At 63.7% G+C, this 19789-nt stretch carries 15 protein-coding genes; 6 read left to right on the plus strand and 9 right to left on the minus strand.

Features of this window, described 5'->3' with window-relative positions; genetic code table 11:
* Positions 1–9: 9 nt before the first annotated feature.
* From VUN82_01955 to VUN82_01965, 3 genes are all read left to right on the plus strand, one after another.
* Positions 10–1002, plus strand: a complete 993-nt coding sequence (locus VUN82_01955) for an ABC transporter ATP-binding protein (protein XAS74580.1) — start codon at positions 10–12, stop codon at positions 1000–1002.
* Complete coding sequence (locus VUN82_01960; protein ID XAS72650.1) at positions 999–2621, plus strand: hypothetical protein; 1623 nt, start codon at positions 999–1001, stop codon at positions 2619–2621. The genes VUN82_01955 and VUN82_01960 overlap by 4 nt, the downstream gene beginning before the upstream one ends.
* A gap of 173 nt (positions 2622–2794) precedes the next feature.
* The gene (locus VUN82_01965; protein XAS72651.1) at positions 2795–3601 is read left to right on the plus strand and encodes an IclR family transcriptional regulator; all 807 of its coding nucleotides are present in this window, start codon (positions 2795–2797) and stop codon (positions 3599–3601) included.
* Between the two features lie 12 nt (positions 3602–3613).
* Here the strand turns inward: VUN82_01965 and VUN82_01970 are convergent, their stop codons facing one another.
* On the minus strand, positions 3614–4117 hold the full coding sequence (locus tag VUN82_01970; GenBank protein XAS72652.1) for an SRPBCC domain-containing protein: 504 nt from the start codon (positions 4115–4117) through the stop codon (positions 3614–3616).
* 207 nt (positions 4118–4324) lie between these two features.
* Between VUN82_01970 and VUN82_01975 the strand changes: the two genes are divergently transcribed.
* From VUN82_01975 to VUN82_01985, 3 genes are all read left to right on the plus strand, one after another.
* The gene (locus VUN82_01975; protein XAS72653.1) at positions 4325–6055 is read left to right on the plus strand and encodes a urocanate hydratase; all 1731 of its coding nucleotides are present in this window, start codon (positions 4325–4327) and stop codon (positions 6053–6055) included.
* A 60-nt stretch (positions 6056–6115) separates the two neighbouring features.
* Positions 6116–7705, plus strand: coding sequence for a histidine ammonia-lyase (gene hutH / locus VUN82_01980; protein XAS72654.1), 1590 nt, complete (start codon positions 6116–6118; stop codon positions 7703–7705).
* Positions 7706–7901: 196 nt separating this feature from the next.
* On the plus strand, positions 7902–8150 hold the full coding sequence (locus VUN82_01985) for a hypothetical protein (protein XAS72655.1): 249 nt from the start codon (positions 7902–7904) through the stop codon (positions 8148–8150).
* 55 nt (positions 8151–8205) lie between these two features.
* On the opposite strand, the gene VUN82_01990 is transcribed toward VUN82_01985, so the two are convergent.
* The 8 genes from VUN82_01990 to VUN82_02025 all read right to left on the minus strand — a co-directional run bounded on the left by VUN82_01990 (position 8206) and on the right by VUN82_02025 (position 19749).
* Positions 8206–8427 (minus strand): hypothetical protein, encoded by a 222-nt coding sequence (locus tag VUN82_01990; protein ID XAS72656.1) that lies wholly within the window; start codon positions 8425–8427, stop codon positions 8206–8208.
* Between the two features lie 103 nt (positions 8428–8530).
* The gene (locus tag VUN82_01995) at positions 8531–13462 is read right to left on the minus strand and encodes an NAD-glutamate dehydrogenase (protein XAS72657.1); all 4932 of its coding nucleotides are present in this window, start codon (positions 13460–13462) and stop codon (positions 8531–8533) included.
* A gap of 178 nt (positions 13463–13640) precedes the next feature.
* A complete protein-coding gene (locus tag VUN82_02000) occupies positions 13641–14501 on the minus strand; it encodes a phosphogluconate dehydrogenase C-terminal domain-containing protein (protein ID XAS72658.1) in 861 nt (286 codons plus the stop codon).
* A gap of 1 nt (position 14502) precedes the next feature.
* Positions 14503–15315 (minus strand): sugar phosphate isomerase/epimerase family protein, encoded by an 813-nt coding sequence (locus VUN82_02005; protein XAS72659.1) that lies wholly within the window; start codon positions 15313–15315, stop codon positions 14503–14505.
* Positions 15312–16130, minus strand: a complete 819-nt coding sequence (locus VUN82_02010) for a triose-phosphate isomerase family protein (GenBank protein XAS72660.1) — start codon at positions 16128–16130, stop codon at positions 15312–15314. The genes VUN82_02005 and VUN82_02010 overlap by 4 nt, the downstream gene beginning before the upstream one ends.
* Positions 16114–16584 (minus strand): ribose-5-phosphate isomerase, encoded by a 471-nt coding sequence (locus VUN82_02015; protein XAS72661.1) that lies wholly within the window; start codon positions 16582–16584, stop codon positions 16114–16116. The genes VUN82_02010 and VUN82_02015 overlap by 17 nt, the downstream gene beginning before the upstream one ends.
* Positions 16581–18344 carry a dihydroxyacetone kinase family protein gene (locus VUN82_02020; GenBank protein ID XAS72662.1) on the minus strand — a complete coding sequence of 588 codons (1764 nt, stop codon included), beginning with the start codon at positions 18342–18344 and terminating at the stop codon, positions 16581–16583. Before VUN82_02020 ends, VUN82_02015 begins: the two co-directional genes overlap by 4 nt.
* A gap of 37 nt (positions 18345–18381) precedes the next feature.
* The gene (locus tag VUN82_02025) at positions 18382–19749 is read right to left on the minus strand and encodes an MFS transporter (protein XAS72663.1); all 1368 of its coding nucleotides are present in this window, start codon (positions 19747–19749) and stop codon (positions 18382–18384) included.
* Positions 19750–19789 lie beyond the last annotated feature (40 nt).

The following is a 19789-nucleotide window of genomic DNA, read 5'->3' on the forward strand; positions in this document are numbered from 1 at the left end:
GTCGGCTCCATGGACCCTGTCATCCAGACCGTCGATCTTCATAAGAATTTCGGCCGGGTCAAGGCACTGGACGGCCTCGACCTCGAAGTCCCTGAGGGGCAAGTCCACGGCTTCCTCGGCCCGAACGGAGCAGGGAAGTCCACCACCCTGCGTATCCTGCTGGGCCTGGCACGGGCCTCGTCCGGCAGTGCGAGAGTCCTTGGATTGCACCCATGGGCCGACGCCGTTGAACTCCACCGGCGTGTTGCCAGCGTCCCCGGCGATGTCAGCATCTGGCCGAATCTATCAGGGGGAGAGGCCATTGATTTCCTCTCGCGGCTTCGAGATGGCGGGGCAGATCGCGCTGGGTATCGACGCAGCAAGGAGCGTTTGTGCCAGCTCTTCGACTTTGACCCCACCAAGAAGGGCCGTGCCTACTCAAAGGGAAATCGCCAGAAAGTTGCGCTCATCGCAGCCCTCGTTGCCGACGCCGAGGTCTACCTTCTGGACGAGCCGACAAGCGGTCTGGATCCCCTCATGGAGGCAGTCTTTACTCGCGAGATCCGGAGGCTCGTCAGCGAGAAAGGGGCCACCGTCCTTCTTTCCAGCCACATTCTCTCCGAGGTGGAACAGCTGGCCGACAGTGTAAGCATCATCCGCGCAGGGCGGATCGTCGACGGCGGGACGCTCGAATCCCTGCGCCACCTGACCCGCACAGGGATCTCTTTCGCGCAGGACCAGGTGGACCTCGAAGCCCTCCAAGGCCTTTCCCAAGTCCACGACCTCACCTTGGCCGCAGGTCGGATCAAGTTCAGTGCCGATTCGGACCGTGTCCACGAGGTCCTTCCGATCCTTGGCAGCCTTGGCGTGCAAGGACTCCTGGTCGCTCCGCCGTCGCTGGAAGAGTTGTTCCTCCGCCACTACGGGGTTGCCCTTCCGCCCCAGTCAGAGGAAGTGAAGTCCGACGGCGGCGCTCACCACCGGCGGCGCCGCCCGGGCCGCCAGGACGGGCCCTTGAGATGAGCCGATTCCTTGACCTGTATTGGCAGCGACTCCGCCGCGACCGGTGGCAACTCCTGAGCTGGGTTGCTTCCATCGGTGCGCTCGCCTTTTTCGCCACAACAGCAGTGGCTTCGGCGTACGGCGACGATGCTTCCCGCGCCGAAATCCTGCATGTTGCCACGGCGACACCCGCTATTTTGATTCTCCGCGGGCTGGTCAGGGGCCCTGCTCTGGACGCATTTACGTTTTTCCAGATCTTCGCCTTTATCGGTGTCCTTGCCGGCCTGATGAACACCTTCCTGGCAGTACGGCATACGCGCGCCGAGGAGGAAGCCGGCCGGGCTGAGCTGGTCGCGTCCACGGCAGCGGGCCGGTGGATGCCGTTGACGGCGACAGTGACCCATGGGCTCATAGGAAACGTGCTGGTGGCCGCGGCAGTCACGATCGGCTTTATCTCTGGCGGGCTCGATGCCGCGGGCTCGCTGATTGCCGGTCTTGCGGCCGGAGCTATTGGCTTGGCGTTTCTCACCGTCGGATTGCTCGCGTCCGAGTTCATGAGTACTTCGCGTGGGGCAAACGGAGCGGCGGCAGGGCTGGTGGTCGCCGCCTATCTTCTGCGCGGTTTCGGGGACGCGACCGGCAAGGTCAGCCAGGACGGCCTTACGGTAACGGCAGCATGGCCTAGCTGGGCTTCGCCCATCGGTTGGGGACAGCAGACGTTTGCCTACACGGGAAATCGCCTGTGGCCCCTGCTGCTTCCGCTGGGCCTTGGAATCGTATGCGTCTCACTGACCGCCGTCATCATGTCGAGGCGGGATGTTGGCGCGAGCGTGCTCGCCGGACGGAGAGGCCCGACGGACGCCCGCCCCTCGCTCCGCGGGCCGTTCGCCCTGGCACTCCGACTCCAGCAGGGCGCCATCGTCAGCTGGTGCATTGGCGGGTTTATCGCGGGTCTGCTCACCGGCGCCCTCGGCGCTGCCATTCAGCAGGTGAGCATCTCGAATTCCTCCGTGACCGCGATCCTCAGGGCCATGATCGAGGCGCAAGGAACATCCATGACGCAGTTGGTCATTGCTGTCTTGTTTGAAATCGGTGGCATCCTGGCGGCGGCCTGCGGACTCCAGGCCGTTCTGCGATTGAGGCAGGAAGAAGTGGCGGGCACGGCAGAACTGGTGCTCTCGCAACCGCTCGGACGCATTCGTTGGTTTGGCAGCTTTCTCGGCCTCGGGGCAGCCTCGGTGGTTCTCGTCATGGTGTTCGCGGCCTTCGGTGCCTGGTATTCCTTGGTGGTCTCCGGTGAATCAGCCATTGAAGTGGGCAGCGTATGGGAGACTGCCGGGGCTCAAATCCCGGCTGCGCTGCTATACCTTGCCTTGCCCGCCGCGGTTTTTGTTACCTTTCCCCGTGCTACTGTCCCAATCGGCTGGGCGTTGCTGGCACTGGGCATCGTGCTGGGTGTCTACGGCGGGATGCTGGGCTTCGACAAGACACTCAGGGACCTCTCGCCATTCACGCACACGCCCGTCGTCACCAACACCGGAACAGATTGGAGTGGCGGCTTTTGGATGCTCGGGATTGGAGCGGCTCTCGCGGTGTTCGCGTTTACCGCCGTGCGGCGTCGGGAGGTTGGCACGGTCTGAGCCACTCTCAAACACGAGACACTACTTAAGTCTGGTATTTCAGACACTGCATGGAGAGAGTGGTCTGGCGTTGCCCCGTGTAACAAGGCACGCTTGAGTACGGGATACCGGACACATCACCGCGAGCAAGGCTGGACGGTGTCTCCTTCAGCAGTCTTGAGCAGTGAGGAACCATGACAACCACGCCACTGGCACCAGGCAAGGCCACGTCCAAGGTCCCTGCCGCCGAAAATACGCTGCGCATCCTCAAACTCTTGGCCTCGCGCCGGGGGCCGATGGCGGCGTCGAACATTGCGACGGCACTCGGCTTGCCGCGCTCCAGCGTGTACCACCTCCTGGGCGTGATGGAGGCCAACGGCTTCGTCCTGCATCTGCACGAAGAGCAGCGCTACGGCCTCGGCATCAGCGCCTTCGAGCTCAGTTCGGCCTATTCGCGGCAGGAGCCCTTGTCGCGTCTCGGGCGGCCCATGTTGGCCTCGCTGGTGGACGTGATCGGCGAAAGCGCGCACCTTGCCGTGCTTCACGGCCGCGACGTCCTTTACATCGTGGAGGAACGCGCCAAGAACCGCCCAAGCCTGGTGACCGACGTCGGAGTCCGCCTGCCCAGCCACCTCACCGCCTCGGGCCGCGCGATCCTGGCCGCCTTGCCAAAGTCGCAGGTTCGGGCTCTTTACCCGAACGCCGCCGCCTTCACGTCGCGCCACGAAGTGGAATTCCCGATCATGAAGTACTCCGCCCTGTCCTCCCACCTGGACCAGGTGCGGCAGCGCGGCTACGCCACGGAAAATGGCGAGATTACGCCTGGATTCGGTTCCATCGCCGCCGCTGTGACTGACCACGTGGGATGGCCGACGGCGGCAGTCGCCGTCACGTTCTTGGAGGACAAAGTTCCGGCTGAGCAATGGCCGGTACTGGCTGCGCGCATCCGCAAGGCTGCCGACGAATTGTCGGTACGCATTCACGGACGACCCGCTGGCTAGGCCGTTCGCATCCTATTCGCCACGCGGCTTCGGTTCGCCCGGCTTCGCTTCACCGGGCTCAGGTTGGCCCGGCTTCAGCCTGGCCGACTCCGCGGCTTCGCGCTCAACGAGTCTGCGGAAGGTCTCCAGCTCACCCCGGAAGCTGCCCCGGTAGGACCCCATGGCGAAAATCCGCCCAAAGATCGCCGAGATGAATCCACGGGTCACGAACTCCTGCTGGATGCGCGTGCCGCCTCCCTCGGCGGCAAACCTCACATCTGACTCACCCTTCAGGATCGCGTTGCCGAACCGTGTGCGGATGTGCCAGGGGCGTTCGACGGCGAGGATCTCCGTGGGGCTTGCCATTCGTCCGAACTTCACCGTGTAGCGGCTTCCGGCCTGGTCGATCGAGCCAACCCGATCGGTCACGCCGGTGACTCCGCCGATCCATTCCGGGAACCGGTCCAAGTCCGTCCAAGTCGCGAAAGCGCGCTCCGGCGGAGCCGCAACGAGGGTAGTCACTCGGAACGTTGCCATGGGTCCAGCATGCGCTCATTGTTGTGCGAAGGCGAGGGGCTGCGTTACCTCGGAACGACGTTTGGGCGGAGGATTGCAGAAGGGCGGCGTGCGTCTGTAATCCCGGACAGCACCCACCAAAAAGCCATTCCTGAGGCCTCGTAAAGGGGCTTTAGTAGAAGCAGAAGAACTTTCCACTACACACTTCCCAAAGACGAAGGAGTCATCATGGCACCCGCCGATTTCACTATTGGTGCCCGTCCGGTTAAGGCCGCGCGGGGTACTGAGCTTACTGCCAAGTCGTGGCAGACCGAAGCGCCGTTGCGCATGTTGATGAACAACCTGGATCCGGAGGTCGCTGAGCGTCCTGATGATTTGGTGGTTTACGGTGGCACGGGCCGTGCTGTGCGGTCGTGGGCTGCGTTTGATGCGATCACCCGGACCCTGGAGACGATGGAGAAGGACGAGACGCTGCTGGTGCAGTCGGGCAAGCCGGTGGGTGTGTTCCGGACCCATGAGTGGGCGCCGCGGGTGTTGTTGGCGAACTCGAATCTGGTGGGGGATTGGGCGACGTGGCCGGAGTTCCGCCGTCTGGAGGCCGAGGGTTTGATGATGTATGGGCAGATGACGGCCGGTTCCTGGATTTACATCGGTACGCAGGGCATCCTGCAGGGCACGTATGAGACGTTCGCCGCCGTCGGGAATAAGCTCGCTGCGGAGGGTCGCCACCCGGCGCCTGCTGCTGCTGGTTCGTCCGAGGGACCCCTCGCTGGCACCCTGACGCTGACCGGTGGGTGTGGCGGGATGGGCGGTGCGCAGCCGCTGGCCGTGACCCTGAATGATGGTGCGTGCCTGATCGTGGACGTGGACGAGACCCGTCTTCGCCGTAGGGCGGGCAAGCGGTACCTGGATGAGGTCGAGACGGATCTGGATGCCGCGATCGCGAAGGTCCAGAAAGCCAAGGCCGAACGCCGTGGCTGGTCCGTGGGCTATGTGGGCAACGCCGCGGAAGTGTTCCCGGAGCTGCTGCGCCGTCACAAGGCCGGCGAGGTGACCTTTGATGTGGTCACGGACCAGACGTCCGCGCACGATCCGTTGTCGTATTTGCCGGAGGGCATCACGGTGGCGGAGTGGCACACGGAGGCTGCTGCGGATCCTGAAGGGTTCACGAAGAAGGCCCAGGCCTCGATGGCCCGTCAGGTGCAGGCGATGGTGGAGTTCCAGGACGCCGGCGCCGAGGTGTTCGATTACGGCAACTCGATCCGGGATGAGGCACGCAAGGGCGGCTACGACCGGGCGTTTGAGTTCCCCGGTTTCGTTCCGGCGTATATCCGTCCGTTGTTCTGCGAGGGCCTGGGCCCGTTCCGCTGGGTTGCCCTGTCGGGGGATCCGGAAGACATCGCCGTGACGGACAAGGCGATCAAGGAACTGTTCCCGGAGAACACGCACCTGCACAAGTGGCTTGACGCTGCGGCGGACCGGGTGGAGTTCGAGGGCCTGCCGGCACGGATTTGCTGGCTCGGGTACGGCGAACGTGCCAAGGCCGGGCTGTTGTTCAACCAGCTGGTGAAGGAGGGCAAGGTCAAGGCCCCGATCGTGATCGGCCGTGACCACCTGGACTCCGGCTCGGTGGCGTCCCCGTACCGGGAGACCGAGGCCATGGCCGACGGCTCGGACGCTATTGCTGACTGGCCGTTGCTGAACGCCCTGCTGAACACCTCCTCCGGTGCCACGTGGGTGTCGATCCACCACGGCGGCGGTGTCGGCATTGGCCGGTCCCTGCACGCCGGGCAGGTTTCCGTCGCCGACGGAACGGACCTGGCCGCGGAGAAGCTCGAACGGCTCCTGACCAACGACCCCGGCATGGGCGTCATCCGCCACGTCGACGCCGGCTACGACCGCGCCGTCGAAGTCGCCAACGAACGCGGCGTCCGCATCCCCATGAACGAAGGCAAATAAGTGACTATCCTCCCCACGAACTCCCTAACCTCGCAAGCTCGGCCAGGGAACCCTGTCCGCGTGGCCCCATCCAACGAACAACTCACCGTCACCCTCGGCTCCAGCGGCGTGACTCCGGAAGACGTCGTCGCCGTCGCACGCCACGATGCCAAGGTGACCATCTCCCAGGAAGCCCTGGATAACGTTGCCAAGGTCCGCGCGCACATCGACAGCCTCGCCACCAGCGACGTCCCCGCCTACGGTATTTCCACGGGCTTCGGCGCCCTGGCCAACCGCCACATCCCCAACGACCTCCGCACGCAGTTGCAGAAGTCCCTGATCCGCAGCCACGCAGCGGGTATGGGCCCGGCGGTTGAACGCGAAGTGGTCCGCGGCATCATGTTCCTCCGCGCCAAGACCCTCGCCTCCGGTCGCACGGGTGTCCGTCCCGTGGTCCTGCAGACCATGGTGGACGTCCTCAACGCAGGCATCACGCCGCTGGTCCGCGAGTTCGGTTCCCTGGGCTGCTCCGGCGACCTCGCCCCCCTGTCCCACTGCGCGCTGGTGCTGATGGGCGAAGGCGAAGCAACCGGTCCCGACGGCGAACTGTACGGAACCGCTGGCAAGCCGCCTGTCGCTGAGCTGCTCGCGCAGCACGGCATCGAGCCGGTCACTCTCGCGGAGAAGGAGGGCCTGGCCCTCGTCAACGGCACGGAAGGCATGCTCGGCATGCTGCTGATGGCCATCGCTGACATCCGTTTGTTGCTCGCGACGGCGGACGTCACCGCCGCGCTCAGCGTCGAGGCGTTGCTGGGTACCGACCAAGTGTTCCTGCCGGAGCTTCACGCCGCGCTCAGGCCGCATCCAGGTCAGGCTGCCAGCGCGGATAACATGCTGCGCGTGCTGTCCAACTCGCCGATCGTCGCCTCCCACCGCGTCAACGACACAAAGGTCCAGGACGCTTACTCCCTGCGTTGCGCCCCTCAGGTCGCCGGCGCTGTCCGCGACACCGTGGACCACGCCGCACTGGTGGCTTCCCGCGAACTCGCCGCTGCAATCGACAACCCGGTGGTCCTGCCCGACGGTCGCGTCACGTCCAACGGCAACTTCCACGGTGCGCCAGTGGCCTACGTCCTGGACTTCCTGGCAATCGCCGTCGCGGACCTCAGCTCCATCGCCGAGCGTCGCACGGACCGCATGCTGGACCCGGCCCGCTCGCATGGTCTCCCGGCCTTCCTGGCTGCGGACCCTGGCGTCGATTCCGGCCTCATGATCGCGCAGTACACACAGGCCGGCCTGGTTTCGGACAACAAGCGCCTGGCCGTGCCGGCATCGGTGGACTCCATCCCGAGCTCTGCCATGCAGGAAGACCACGTGTCCATGGGCTGGCACGCTGCCCGCAAGCTCCGCAAGGCCGTGGAGAACCTCCGCCGCGTCCTGGCCGTGGAGCTGGTCACCAGCGCCCGCGCTATCGACATGCGCACGCAGATGTCCGACGGCCAACTCACCCCGGGCCCGGCCGGTACAGCTGTGCTCGAGGTGCTTCGCGAAGTGGTCCAGGGACCGGGAACCGATCGGTTCCTGTCGCCCGAACTCGAAGCGGCTGACCGTCTGGTTGGCTCCGGCGCGGTCCGTGCGGCCGCCGAATCCGCCGTCGGGATCTTGGCCTGACGTCGAATAAAACGCTCATTTGATGGGCAAATTTGTCACGTCCCGGAAATTGTTCGCAACGCAATCTCCGGGGCGTGACAAATGTAGTAGAACTTATGGTGTACGTCACGTCCACGCCAACGGTGTCGTGGGCTTGACGGTCAACCGTTACAACTCAATACACAACAGCGAACATCCACAAAGGGGTAGAAGTTCAATGAAGGCACGTGGAGCAGTCCTCTCCAGACGAAACGCACACTCGGATACGGTTTCGGACTGGAGGCAACTCAAGGTTGGCGAGCGCGTGGAGGTAGTCAAGTACGCGCACGTGATCGCGGCAGGGCTGATCGAGGAAGTCTCCGGCAGCGGAAATGTGGTGTGGCTGGAGCACTCAGGCCCGGGCGTCACGGAGGAAGGCAAAGAATTGTTCATGAAGTCCGACGGCGTGACTCTCCGCCGGGCGTAGCGACAAAAAGCCGGGGCCAAGGCCCCGGCTTTTTGGTTCGCAACTGCAACTACTACTACGCAGCGAGCACTTCGTGGGTCTGGCCGAAGGGAACGGATTCGTCCAGTGCCACTGTGTAGGTGCCGGGCTCGTGCCGGGTCACCAGGATGCCGCAGTTGGCATCTGCTGCTGCGTTCTTGATCAAAGCATCCACGGCGCGTTCAAGTCCGTCGTGGATCTCGTCTGCCTTTGAAAAAGACAGGCGAATTTCGCGTTCTGCAGTGATTGCAGCGGTCATTTCGGGGCCTCCTATTATTTGCCGCATGCGAGGGCGACCCATCAATCATAGGACGTTTGGCCCAAAATATGTAAGATGACCGGCAGTATCAGGGTCCGACGCCTCATCTCCGGACCATGGCGCGAAGCAGCTTTACCGCTACGGAGAGCGCTGCAATGTCCACCGGACCTGGCTTGATAGCCTCTTTGATGGTCTCTTGGACACGGGCCAGTTGTTCGATGTTTCCGCGTTCCCAGTCCATGATTCGCTCCACTGGGTCTGACGCCGCAGCGGTCACCGCACCAGAGATCCGGGGCGTGTGCCGCACTACCGCTTTGGTCATGTCCGCGAGTACCAGGTACATGTCATCGCGCAAGGCCGCCCGTGCCAGCGACTCCCAGTGGGTGTCCCGGGGGAGCAGGGTGATGTGTTCCAGCAAGGGGATTGCCGAGATCCGTTCGAAGACTGCGAAGTACACCTCGGCCACTGCTTCCACCTGCTCCTGCAGCTCCTCCGCGATAACGGAAATGTCCAGCAATCCGTAGCTGACCAGAAGTTCGGATGCCCTGATGCCCAGATCATGGGGCAGGCCCACCGAGTCTGTATGGGCCAGGCGTTTCTGGGAGTGGGCAGGGTTGACTCCATGAAGGAGGCTCGTGAGGTTCGCCCGCATCAAGGACATCGGCCGCTCAAGCCTGGCAAAGGCATCGGCAATGGGCTTGTCCCGGAAGTCATGGGTGACGTACCAGCGGACGGAACGGTCCAGCAGCCGCCGCAGGTCCAGGGCAACGGCTGCTCCATGCTCACGGGGAGTGGTGGGCGGCACTTGGGCGATGCTGCCGGCGAGGGCGTCAAAGTCCCAGATCTGCCGCATCACCACGAACGCCCGGGCCACTGCGGAGGCAGAAACCGTGGTCTCCTCCATCGCGCGGAAAGCGAAGGCTATGCCTCCCACGTTGATCATGTCGTTGGCCACCACCGTGGCTACGATCTCCCGCCGCAGGGGATGCGTGGAGAGTTGTTCACCGAACCGCTCTGAGACTTGCTGGGGGAAATAGCCTCGAAGGGTTTGAGAAAACCAGGGATCATCGGACAAACCGCCCTCGGTGAGTTCGCGGGCGAGTTCGATCTTGGCGTAGGCCGCCAACACGGCGAGTTCGGGAGTGGTTAGTCCCTTGCCAGTCAGGATCCGTGCCTGAAGCTCGGCGTTGCTGGGAAGGCATTCGAGCTCCCTGTCCAGATCGGTGACTGACTCGAGCCAATCCATGGTCCGTTCAAAGCTGGGACTCCATTCCAGCACCAATTGCTTGTCATTGAGGAGCAGGACGTTCTGGTCATCGTTGGTTTTCAGGACGAGCCGTCCAACCTCGTCTTGGAGCGAGTGCAGGAATCCAGTTCTTTCTGCCACGGACATCCTGCCAGCGGAGATCATCCGGTCCAGGAAGATCTTGATGTTCACTTCATGGTCCGAGCAATCCACGCCCGCCGAATTGTCGATCGCATCGGTATTGACCAGGATGCCTGCCAAAGCTGCTTCGATCCGGCCGCGCTGGGTGACTCCCAGGTTGCCGCCCTCGGCAATGATGTGGGCGCGCAGATCCTTGGCGTTGACCCGGATGGCGTCGTTTGATTTGTCTCCCACATCGGCATGGGTCTCTGTGGATGCCTTGATGTAGGTGCCGATTCCGCCGTTGTACAGCAGGTCCACCGGGGCAGTAAGGATTGCGCGGAGAAGCTCAGGCGGGCTCATCGCCAACTGGCGGTCGTCGGTGCCATCATCCAACCCCAAAGCGAGCCTGACTTGTTCCGTCAGCAGGATGGATTTTTCCGTCCGTGCAAAGATTCCGCCGCCTTCGCTCACCTTGGTGCGATCGTAATCGGCCCAGGAGGAGCGGGGCAGTTTGAAGAGCCGTTCCCGCTCGGCGTAGGAGACCTCGGGGTCCGGCGTAGGGTCCAGGAAAATGTGCCGGTGATCGAATGCGGCCACGAGTTTGATGTGGTGGGAGAGGAGCATGCCGTTGCCAAAGACGTCTCCGCTCATGTCTCCGATACCAACAACCGTGAAATCCTCGGTCCGGCAATCGATCAGGAGTTCACTGAAATGGTGCCGCACGGATTCCCAGGCGCCCCGGGCCGTGATGCCCATCTGCTTGTGGTCGTAACCCACTGAGCCTCCGGAAGCGAAGGCGTCACCCAGCCAGAAGCCGTACTCTGCGGCAAGGGCATTGGCGATGTCCGAGAAGGTTGCAGTTCCCTTGTCGGCGGCCACCACGAGGTAGTAGTCGTCGCCGTCGTGCCGTACCACCCGTGCCGGCGCGAGCACCCGGCCGCTGCTGCCGCCGTCGGGATCCGGTACCAGGTTGTCCGTGATATCCAGCAACCCGCGGATGAATGTCCGGTAGCTCTCCTGTCCTTCCGCGAGCCAGGCCGCCCGGTCCTCGGCCGGGTCCGGGAGACGCTTGGGGAAGAATCCTCCCTTGGCTCCGGTGGGAACAATCACGGCGTTCTTGACCGTCTGGGCTTTCACGAGTCCCAGGATTTCCGTGCGGAAGTCTTCCCGCCTGTCCGACCACCGAAGGCCACCGCGGGCTATCGGACCGAAACGCAAATGGACGCCTTCAACGCGCGGCGAATAGACCCAGATCTCGAATTTCGGGCGGGGTGCAGGGGCAGCGGGGATGCTGGCGGGGTTGAGTTTGAAGCTGATGAAGGGCTTGTTGAGGTAGAAGTTCGTGCGTAGCGTGGCGTCCACCAAGCTCGCCAGGGACCGCAGCAACCTGTCGGCGTCCAGGACAGGGACGGCGTCGATGGCTTCCGTCAGGTTCGTTCGGGCTCCATGAACGGCCTGCGTCCTGTGGCTCAGTTCGCTGCTTCCCTCTTCGAACCGATCGCCCTTGACCAGCCCCGGATCACCGTGACCGGAATTGACGAGTTCCGGATCGAACAAGTCCGGAGCGAAGCGGTCAGGATTGAACTTCGCCTCGAACAATTCCAACAGCGCACGCGTGGCCATGGCGTTTCCGCGGAGTGTGTCCGCGATGAAGCCATAGGAGTTGGTGCTCCCCAGTTGCCGGAGATACTTGGCATACGCGCGCAGGATGGCAACCCGGCGCCAGTCGATGCCCTCCTTGATGACCAAGGCGTCCAACGCGTCTGACTCAGCGTCACCACCCATCGCGGCACAGAACGCCCCGGCCAGCAGATCGCCCGTGCTCACAGGGTCAACCCCGCGCGGATACTTCAGGCCGAGGTCGTACAGGAAGAACTGCCGCCCGTCGGCACGCTGAACGTCGAAGGGCCGCTGGTCCAGGACCTTCAAGCCCAGGTTATGGAAGAAAGGGAGGATCTCGGTCAGGCTCTGCGGGCGCGTTAAGTAAAGACGGATCCGGGCGTCCTCACTGAGGACTGCGGTGCCGGGACGTTGGTAAACGGTGAGGAGGGGATCCGCTTCGCCCATGGAACCACGCTCTGCCGGGAAGCTTTCGAACTTGGCAATGTCCTCAACTGCGTCCTCCACCTCGTAGTCAGCCTTGTAGCTGGCCGGAAACGCGGTTGCCCACTGCTTGGACAACCGGGCCGCCTCCTCCCGCGGATACCTCGTTTGGAGGGCCTCGTCCAGGCCTTGCGCCCAGGACCTCGTAGCGGCGATGATCCTCTGCTCAAGGGCTGCTGCGTCCATCACCGCCGGAGCGCCGCCGTGCGATGAGTCGTGCCGTGAGGGGTCCTGTGGCAAAAGGATCCGGAAGAACACGCGAGCCATCGCGGATTCGCCCAACCGAAGCTCGAACTCTATGGCGTCGGAGCCAAACGCCTCGCGCAACTCTCGCTCGATATTGAGCCTGACGGCTGTGCTGTACCTGTACCTGGGGAGGAAAACCAGTGCTGTCATGAACCGGCCGAAGGAGTCCGGACGAAGAAAGAGCCGGGTGCTATGGCGTTCCTGAAGCCTCAGAATCTCGCGCGCACGGATGGCCAGCTGTTCCGCATCGATGTGGAACAGTTCGTCCCGCGGATACGCCTCCAACACTGCAAGAAGCTCCTTGCCATGATGCGACGGTGCTGGATAGCCGAAGGCCCCAAGCACTTCCTCCACTGTGTCCCGGATGACTGGGATCTGCTGGGCCGAACGAGCTGTTGAACTTGGTGAGAAGAGGCCAACGAAGGTGCACCCTGTAGCGTTCGTGCCGTTCACGTTCACTGTGCCAAGGCTGATCTCGTCGAGGTAGGAACGTCGGAGGACCGTTGAGCGAAGCGCCGATTTGGTGAGGGTAAGGACGGGCGGCTTGCCGGGAGCATCACCTGGCGCCGCCGGACCGGCCGCATCACGGAGGAGGCCCAGCCCGCGGCGCCCGCGAAAGCCCAGGAACACGAAGTTCCCGTCATCCAGCCACCGCAGCAGCTCCTGTGCTTCCCGCGCCGTACGGTCTTTTGCGCCGAGCCCGTTCAGCACACGGATTTCGTGAATCAGTTCCTCGTGGATGGCCTCAGCGTCCTCGGCCGCGGCCCGGACGTCACCCAAGACCTTGTTCAGCCGGCCCACCAGCAGCTCGGCGCTCGCGTTGTCCGGAACGCGGGGGATCTCGATCGCTATCCACGCCTCGGTGAGCGGTCCGGCGTCGTGCTCGTCCGGCGAAGGGAGCGGATCCGAAAAAGCCGTCGCCGCTCGCGCCTCCTCGGAACGTTCGACGCCGGTGGGCAGCCCCGCGCGGTGAGGTCCCCTGTGGATATCTATCAGGCGGTGGGTGGCCGGGTCCCGCGTGACGCTGAAAGTGGGGTGCACCAGAAGCCGGATGGAAGCGGTGTCACGAGCGATCTCCGCTGTTACGGAGGGAACGAGGTAAGGCATGTCATCCGAGACAATCGCCACCAAGCTGGTATCAGTTTCGTTCAGGACCCCGATGACTGCTTGTCCAGGTTCACGGCGTTCTGCCAACGAGCGGTGATAGCGTGCCCGTTCCAACAAGGTTTCGGGCGTGTAGTTGCGGACGTCGTCGTCCGTGACGTGCTCGTAATAGTCGGTTAGGAATCCGTCCGCCGGCTCCGTAGTTGGTGCCATGTCGCTGCGCCTCCGCTGCGCAAAGGAGCGGCCGTGCTGCTGCGGTCGGCAAAGTCCATGCGCCTCATTTCATGATCGCTGGCGCGGGGCCGAGGGTAAAGCCCCTTTAGTCACCGCCCAACGGACAATTCACCCACGCATGCGGGGGTGAATTGTCCATCGGAGGGTGACGAGCGAACTAGCGCTTCACAGCGTCCAGCTTGAGCATCTTGGCGATGACACCGTCCAGCTCGGAGTCGTCGAAGATTTTCTTCCAGTCGTCCTTGATGATGGTGTCCTTGCCGTACTGAATGGCGATTTCGCAGGCTTCGGAGAACGGGTTGGATCCACGCAGGGCGTTGGTCAGCGCGATTTGTACGTGGCCGAACAGCATGGCCTTGGCCGCTTCCTCGGGGACGCCGGCGGTGTGGACGGTCTCGTGGAGCGCTTCGTTGAGCAGGGTGCCGATCATGCAGGCCACGGTTTCCACAAGGGTTGGTTCCAGGATGGCGAGCTGCTTGACGGTGACCCAGTGGACGTCGATCACGGGTGCGTAGATGGTGCGGATAACTGCTTCGGCTACGTCGCGGGTGGCTGCGGGGGCGTCCTCATCGATCGCGGAAACAACGTTCTGCGGGGCGCCCTGGCCGCCGAAGGTATCGGCCCATTCTTCCTTGGTGGTGCGCTCCAGGAACACCGACGGGTGGCACGGGTGCGCAACGGCCTGGACTACGTCGTCGCGCTTGGCCAGCAGGCCGGCGTAGGCGGCGGCCGGGTCAAGCGTGAGGAGGATCGCGCCGGACTTCATCTGCGGTACCACGCCCTCGGAGACGATGCCAAGAACGGTGTCCGGGACGGCGAGGATCACCACGTCGGCGGTCTTAACGGCGTCGTCGGTGCTGGTGATGTCGCGGCCTTCGGCGCGGACGCGTTCCTGGCCGGCGGGGGAGTTCTCGCTGTAGAAGACGTTGTGGCTGGACTTCTGGAGGTTCCGGGAAACGCGCATCCCCATCTTGCCACCGGCTCCGACAACGGCGACCGTCAATTGTTCTGCTGACATTTCACTTGCTCCTTAGGAAATCGAGGCTTTGTTCGGTCCACTGGTTTTCGAGGCGGATCGTTTCCGCTTCGGAGTCCTGCCACGGCAGCCAGTGTTCGACGATCTGGTTGATGTTTCTTTCTTTGGGCCGGATCTTCTTGACCATGTAGTCGTAGTCCAGGAGACCCTCGCCCAGGGGTGCGCCCGAGTACGTGAACCCGACCCATCCCTGCTTGCGACTGAACGCAAAGTCTTTGATGTGCATATTCAGGACGTAAGGCTCGACGGCGTCAATCACCTCGCGCGGCATCTCCAGCGCCGCGACGGTATTGGCGGGGTCGCTGCAGATACCGAGGTACGGGCTGTCGACACGCCGGACGACGTCCAGGATCCGTTCGGTGGGGACCTGTTCATAGGTCTCGATCGCGATCCGTACCCCGGCTGCTTGGACTTCGGGCAGGACTTCGGTGAAGATCGCCGTTGCTTCCTCCGCCGTGGGGGTGTGGCCGGGAACATTGAACATGGTCCGCAGCAGGTCTGAGCCCAGGATGCCTGCGATGTGCAGGAACTTCCGCAGGTGCTCCGGGCGGATGCCCTTGGTCCCGACTTCCAATGTGATCCCGAGCTCGTCTGCCGTGCGGCGGACGGCGGCGAGGTCGCCGTCGTTCAAGTCTTCCAGAGGTGCGTAATCGCAGATCTGGAACAGGTCCACGCCGAGGTCTGCGGCTTTCCGCAGCGCATCATGGATGCTCAGGGGTTCGCTGACCTGGTCTGAGAGCTGCCAGAAGAACGCGTAGCTGCTTAAACCGATCCTGCTCTGGCCGATCTTGCTCATGCCGCCACCGCCTTCTGGGCGGTAAGGCGGGCCGCCGTCTCGTCCAGGATGGTCTTGAGCGCTTGAGGATCGTGGGCAAAGCGGCCCAGGAACAAGCCCGCGACGGCGGTGTCCAGTTCGGTGATCAGGCCCGGTCCGGCGCTGCCGCCGTAGATGACCCGGCTGTCTTCCTGGCCCGGCAGTGAACGCAGGTGCTCGTCCAAACCACGGACCACTGCACTGATGTAGCCGGGCGTGGCAGGTTGCGGTGCGCCGATGGCCCATTGCGGCTCGTAGGCCACGATGGTCCTGGTGGCACGGCCCAGGGACCCGGCGCGATTGAGGGCTGCATCGACTTCCGCGGTGCACTGGGCGATGGCTTCCTCCGGCGATCCTGCATTCAGTTCGCCAACACAGAGCACAGGGGTCAGTCCGTTGCGGTAGGCTGCGGCGGTTTTGAGGCCGATGACCCGATCGTCTTCGCCGAAGATCCGCCGACGTTCGGCGTGGCCTACCTCGACGTACCGGCCGCCGATCTCAGCAACGGTCTTGCCGCCGACTTCGCCGGTGTAGGCACCTTCATCTTCCCAGAAGATGTCCTGCGCGCCGGTGCCAACGCCAGCCGCGCCCAGGATCCGGGCGCCCTCAGGTAACGCCGGCAGGCCCGGCAGCACGAACACCTCGATGTCCCCGCTGACCACCGCCGCGTGCTTGAACGCAATGGTGGCAACGTCCCGGCAGTAGTCGATGGAGCGCTGATAGCCGAAGTACATCTTCAGGCTCACGCCGATGACTGCCCTCGGACGATCGGAAGAGGGCTTAGCAGGAAGTGACACCTTCGTAGTCCTTAATCAGGGTGACTTTTTCGGCCGAGGCGGAAGCTTCGTCAAAGGTGTAGGTGAGCCATTCCTTGGCCAGTCGGCGGGCCAGTTCCAGCCCGACCACGCGCTGGCCGAAGGTCAGGACCTGGGCGTTGTTGGACAGCACCGAGCGTTCCACGGAGAAGGAATCGTGGGCGGTGACCGCCCGGATGCCGGGCACCTTGTTCGCAGCGATCGCGACGCCGAGGCCGGTGCCGCAAACCAACAGTGCGCGGTCCGCGTTGCCGGCGGCGATCAGTTCAGCCGCAGCGATGGCCACCGACGGATAGGGAGTGTGGCTTGTAGCGTCCACTCCGACGTCGGTGACGGACTCCACCAGTTCATTGGCCTCAAGGTCGGCCTTCAGGGCTTCCTTGTACTCGAATCCGGCGTCGTCCGATCCGATGACCAGGCGCAGTCTGGCGCTCATGCGTTCTCCTTAACTGGGGTGTTCTCTGCGGTTTTGGTGTCCGCGAAAGTCTTGTGGATGGCCCGGACGATCAGGGCCAGGGAAACGGCTCCGGCGTCGGGGGTTCCGAGGCTCTTTTCTGCATGTGGGCGGGCGCGGCCCATCAGAGGCAGCAGTTGCGCGGTGGCCTCGGCTGCTTGCTGGGCCGTGGCTGCGGCGGTTCCCCATGCCTCTGGGAGGGAGCTTCCGCCCTCGACGCCGGCAGACAGTGAGTCGCGGAACGGTACCAGGACGTCAACCATGGTTTTGTCGCCCACTTTGGCTTTGCCGAAGTTCATGATCGCGGCGGCGGCATCGGTCACACCGGTGGCGACAGCACCGGCGTCGGGCGCGTTGACGTCACCCAAGGCATCCCCGACGGACCGCAGCGCCATGCCCCAGAGGGCTCCGGACGTACCGCCGGCCTTGTCGGCCCAGGCATCACCGGCCAGGTTCAGAACCGTCCCGGCACCCGCACCGCGTTCGACGGCGTCTGCCGCGGCCTCGACGGCGGCGCGGACTCCGCGTTCCATGCCGATGCCGTGATCGCCGTCGCCTGCGATCGCATCGATCCTTCCCAGTTCATCCACGTTCGAGTCAATGACGGTCTTCGCGGCGCCAAGTGCCGCAAGGACACGGGCTGCCGCAACACGGGACTCCTCGGAGGCAACTGGGATGGAACGCTCCGCCACATCGTTACCGGCGGTGAGTTCATCGGCGTTGAGCGCTTGGGCACTCACTGCACCACGGCGGAAGGCCGGGGCGTCAGCGGGAGCGAGCCAGAGTTCCTCCAGCTCGGAATCCAGCCAGAAGAGCGTCAGGGAGGTTCCGGCCATGTCGAAACTCGTAACGAGTTCGCCAACCTGCGGGTCCACTGCTTCGATGCCTGCTTCGGCGAGTAGTTGGGCCACGCGACGGTAGACCACGAAGAGTTCCTCGTATTTAACGCTGCCGAGTCCGTTGAGGATCGGCACCACCCGTGCGCCCTGCACGGTGAGGCCGTCGGGGATCTCGGTGAGGAGGTCCTTGACCAGTAGCTCGGCGAGTTCATCCGCCGTCGGGATGTCTGTTTCGCCGATGCCGGGTTCGCCATGGATACCCATGCCTACTGCCATGCGTCCTTCCGGGACGGTGAAGAGCGGGTGGTCCGCGCCAGGCAACGTGCAGCCCGTGAACGCGACGCCGAACGAGCGGGTGCGGTCATTGGCGCGCCCGGCGATCTCCAGGACGCGGTCCATGTCGTAACCGGCCTCAGCTGCTGCGGCGGCCACTTTGAAAACGGTGAGATCGCCGGCGATGCCGCGGCGCTTGTGCCGTTCCGCCAATGGGGCAGAAGAGATGTCGTCGGTGACGGCGATGCTGCGGCAGTCGATGCCTTCGGCGCGGAGTTTGTCCTGTGCCTGGGTGAAGTGGAGGACATCGCCGGCGTAGTTGCCGTAGCCCAGGAGCACGCCGCCGCCGTTGTCCGCGGCCTTGGCCACGTTGTAGACCTGCTGCGAAGACGGTGAAGCGAAAAGGTTTCCCATCGCGGCGCCGTGGGCCAGGCCTTGGCCAACCAGACCTGCAAACGCCGGGTAGTGGCCGGAGCCGCCCCCGATGACCAACGCGACGGTGCCGGGAGTGCTGCGGGTGCTGCGGGCGACGCCGCCGGAGACGCGCCGTACCCAACGGCCGTGCGAGGCGACGAATCCTTCGATCATCTCGTCGGCGAAGGCTGCGGGCTCATTGAACAAGCGGGTCATGCGGGGGCTCCTGGAGCTATGGATGGAAAGGGGAGGGTTACGGCTCGGCGTGGTGTCCGGCGCCCTGGGGATCCAGGGCCTCAGCGGGGATGCCTTCAGAAGCCTTACGCTGCCGGCTGAGGGTGACCATGAGGATCGAGGAGAGCAACATGAAGCCGCCGACGACGAACATGGGAACCGTGTAGCCGCCTGTCAGGTCCTTGAGCCAGCCCGTGATGTAGCCGGCGCTGAAGCCTGCCAGGTTGCCCACTGTGTTGATGAGTGCGATGCCCGCTGCAGCTGCTGCACCGGTGAGGAACTGGGTTGGCACGGTCCAGAAGTTGGGCAGCGCTGCAAAGATCGACATGGCGGTGATCGTGATGACGGCGATGGTTGCAGCCGGGGACCCAGCGAACAGTGCCAGCGGGATGCTGACGCCGCCAATGAGCGCAGGGAGTGCGATGTGCCAGGTCCGCACGCCGCGCTTGGTGGCGTCCTTGGACCAGAAGTACAGCGCGAAAGCAGCCGGCAGGTAGGGGATGGCCGTGATCAGGCCCTTTTGGAAGACATCGAACTTGGTGCCGTAGAGGCCTTCGAAGCCGGCGATGATGGTCGGCAGGAAGAAGCCCAGGGCGTAGAGGCCGTAGATGAAACCGAAGTAGATCAGGGAAAGCATCCAGACCCGACCGTTGCCGAACACGGTGCGGACGCTCACGTGCTTGTTGCTGGCCGTGGTTTCCTTCTTTTCCTTTTCAAGGGCGCCGGTCAGCCAGGTCTTTTCCTCGGACGTCAGCCACTTGGCCTTGGCGGGGGAGTCTGCCAGGTAGAACCAGGCGATGATGCCGATGAGGATCGCGGGGATGGCGACGCCGAAGAACATAAAGCGCCAGCCCTCAAGGCCGAAGAACACGCCGTGCTGCTGGATCAAGGCGCCTGCAAGCGGCGCGCCGATCACAGTGGTGAGGGGCTGGGCCAAGTAGAAGAGGGCAAGGATCTTGCTGCGGTGCTTGGAAGGAACCCAGAGGCTCAGGAAGAGGATGGCGCCCGGGAAGAATCCGGCTTCTGCCACGCCCAGGATGAAGCGCAGGATATAAAGCTGGTCCACGTTTCCTACCCAGGTGAAGAGGAGGGAAACGATGCCCCAGCTGACCATGATGCGGGCAAGCCAGCGGCGGGCACCGAACTTGTGAAGGGCCAGGTTACTGGGGACTTCAAGAAGGATGTAGCCGATAAAGAAGACGCCGGAGGCGAAGCCGAATTGGGCCGCTGAGAGAGCCAGATCGTTGTTCATGCCGTTGGGGCCGGCGAACGAGATGGCCGTGCGGTCCAGGTAGTTGATGAAGAACATCAGGGCGACGAACGGCACCAGCCGGATAGCCACCTTCTTGATTGCGGATTTTTCGACCACCGATTGTGTGGTGTCCACATTGACTCCTAGATGTTGGTATCCCTGCGGATCCTGCTTT

It is taken from the genome of Micrococcaceae bacterium Sec5.1, assembly GCA_039636795.1.
Taxonomy (GTDB): domain Bacteria; phylum Actinomycetota; class Actinomycetes; order Actinomycetales; family Micrococcaceae; genus Arthrobacter.

Bases quoted from the DNA above. Each gene is read 5' to 3' on its own strand.
- VUN82_01955 (XAS74580.1), top strand. From the start codon at position 10: ATGGACCCTGTCATCCAGACCGTCGATCTTCATAAGAATTTCGGCCGG.
- VUN82_01960 (XAS72650.1), top strand. From the start codon at position 999: ATGAGCCGATTCCTTGACCTGTATTGGCAGCGACTCCGCCGCGACCGG.
- VUN82_01965 (XAS72651.1), top strand. From the start codon at position 2,795: ATGACAACCACGCCACTGGCACCAGGCAAGGCCACGTCCAAGGTCCCT.
- VUN82_01970 (XAS72652.1), bottom strand. From the start codon at position 4,117: ATGGCAACGTTCCGAGTGACTACCCTCGTTGCGGCTCCGCCGGAGCGC.
- VUN82_01975 (XAS72653.1), top strand. From the start codon at position 4,325: ATGGCACCCGCCGATTTCACTATTGGTGCCCGTCCGGTTAAGGCCGCG.
- VUN82_01985 (XAS72655.1), top strand. From the start codon at position 7,902: ATGAAGGCACGTGGAGCAGTCCTCTCCAGACGAAACGCACACTCGGAT.
- VUN82_01990 (XAS72656.1), bottom strand. From the start codon at position 8,427: ATGACCGCTGCAATCACTGCAGAACGCGAAATTCGCCTGTCTTTTTCA.
- VUN82_01995 (XAS72657.1), bottom strand. From the start codon at position 13,462: ATGGCACCAACTACGGAGCCGGCGGACGGATTCCTAACCGACTATTAC.
- VUN82_02000 (XAS72658.1), bottom strand. From the start codon at position 14,501: ATGTCAGCAGAACAATTGACGGTCGCCGTTGTCGGAGCCGGTGGCAAG.
- VUN82_02005 (XAS72659.1), bottom strand. From the start codon at position 15,315: ATGAGCAAGATCGGCCAGAGCAGGATCGGTTTAAGCAGCTACGCGTTC.
- VUN82_02015 (XAS72661.1), bottom strand. From the start codon at position 16,584: ATGAGCGCCAGACTGCGCCTGGTCATCGGATCGGACGACGCCGGATTC.
- VUN82_02020 (XAS72662.1), bottom strand. From the start codon at position 18,344: ATGACCCGCTTGTTCAATGAGCCCGCAGCCTTCGCCGACGAGATGATC.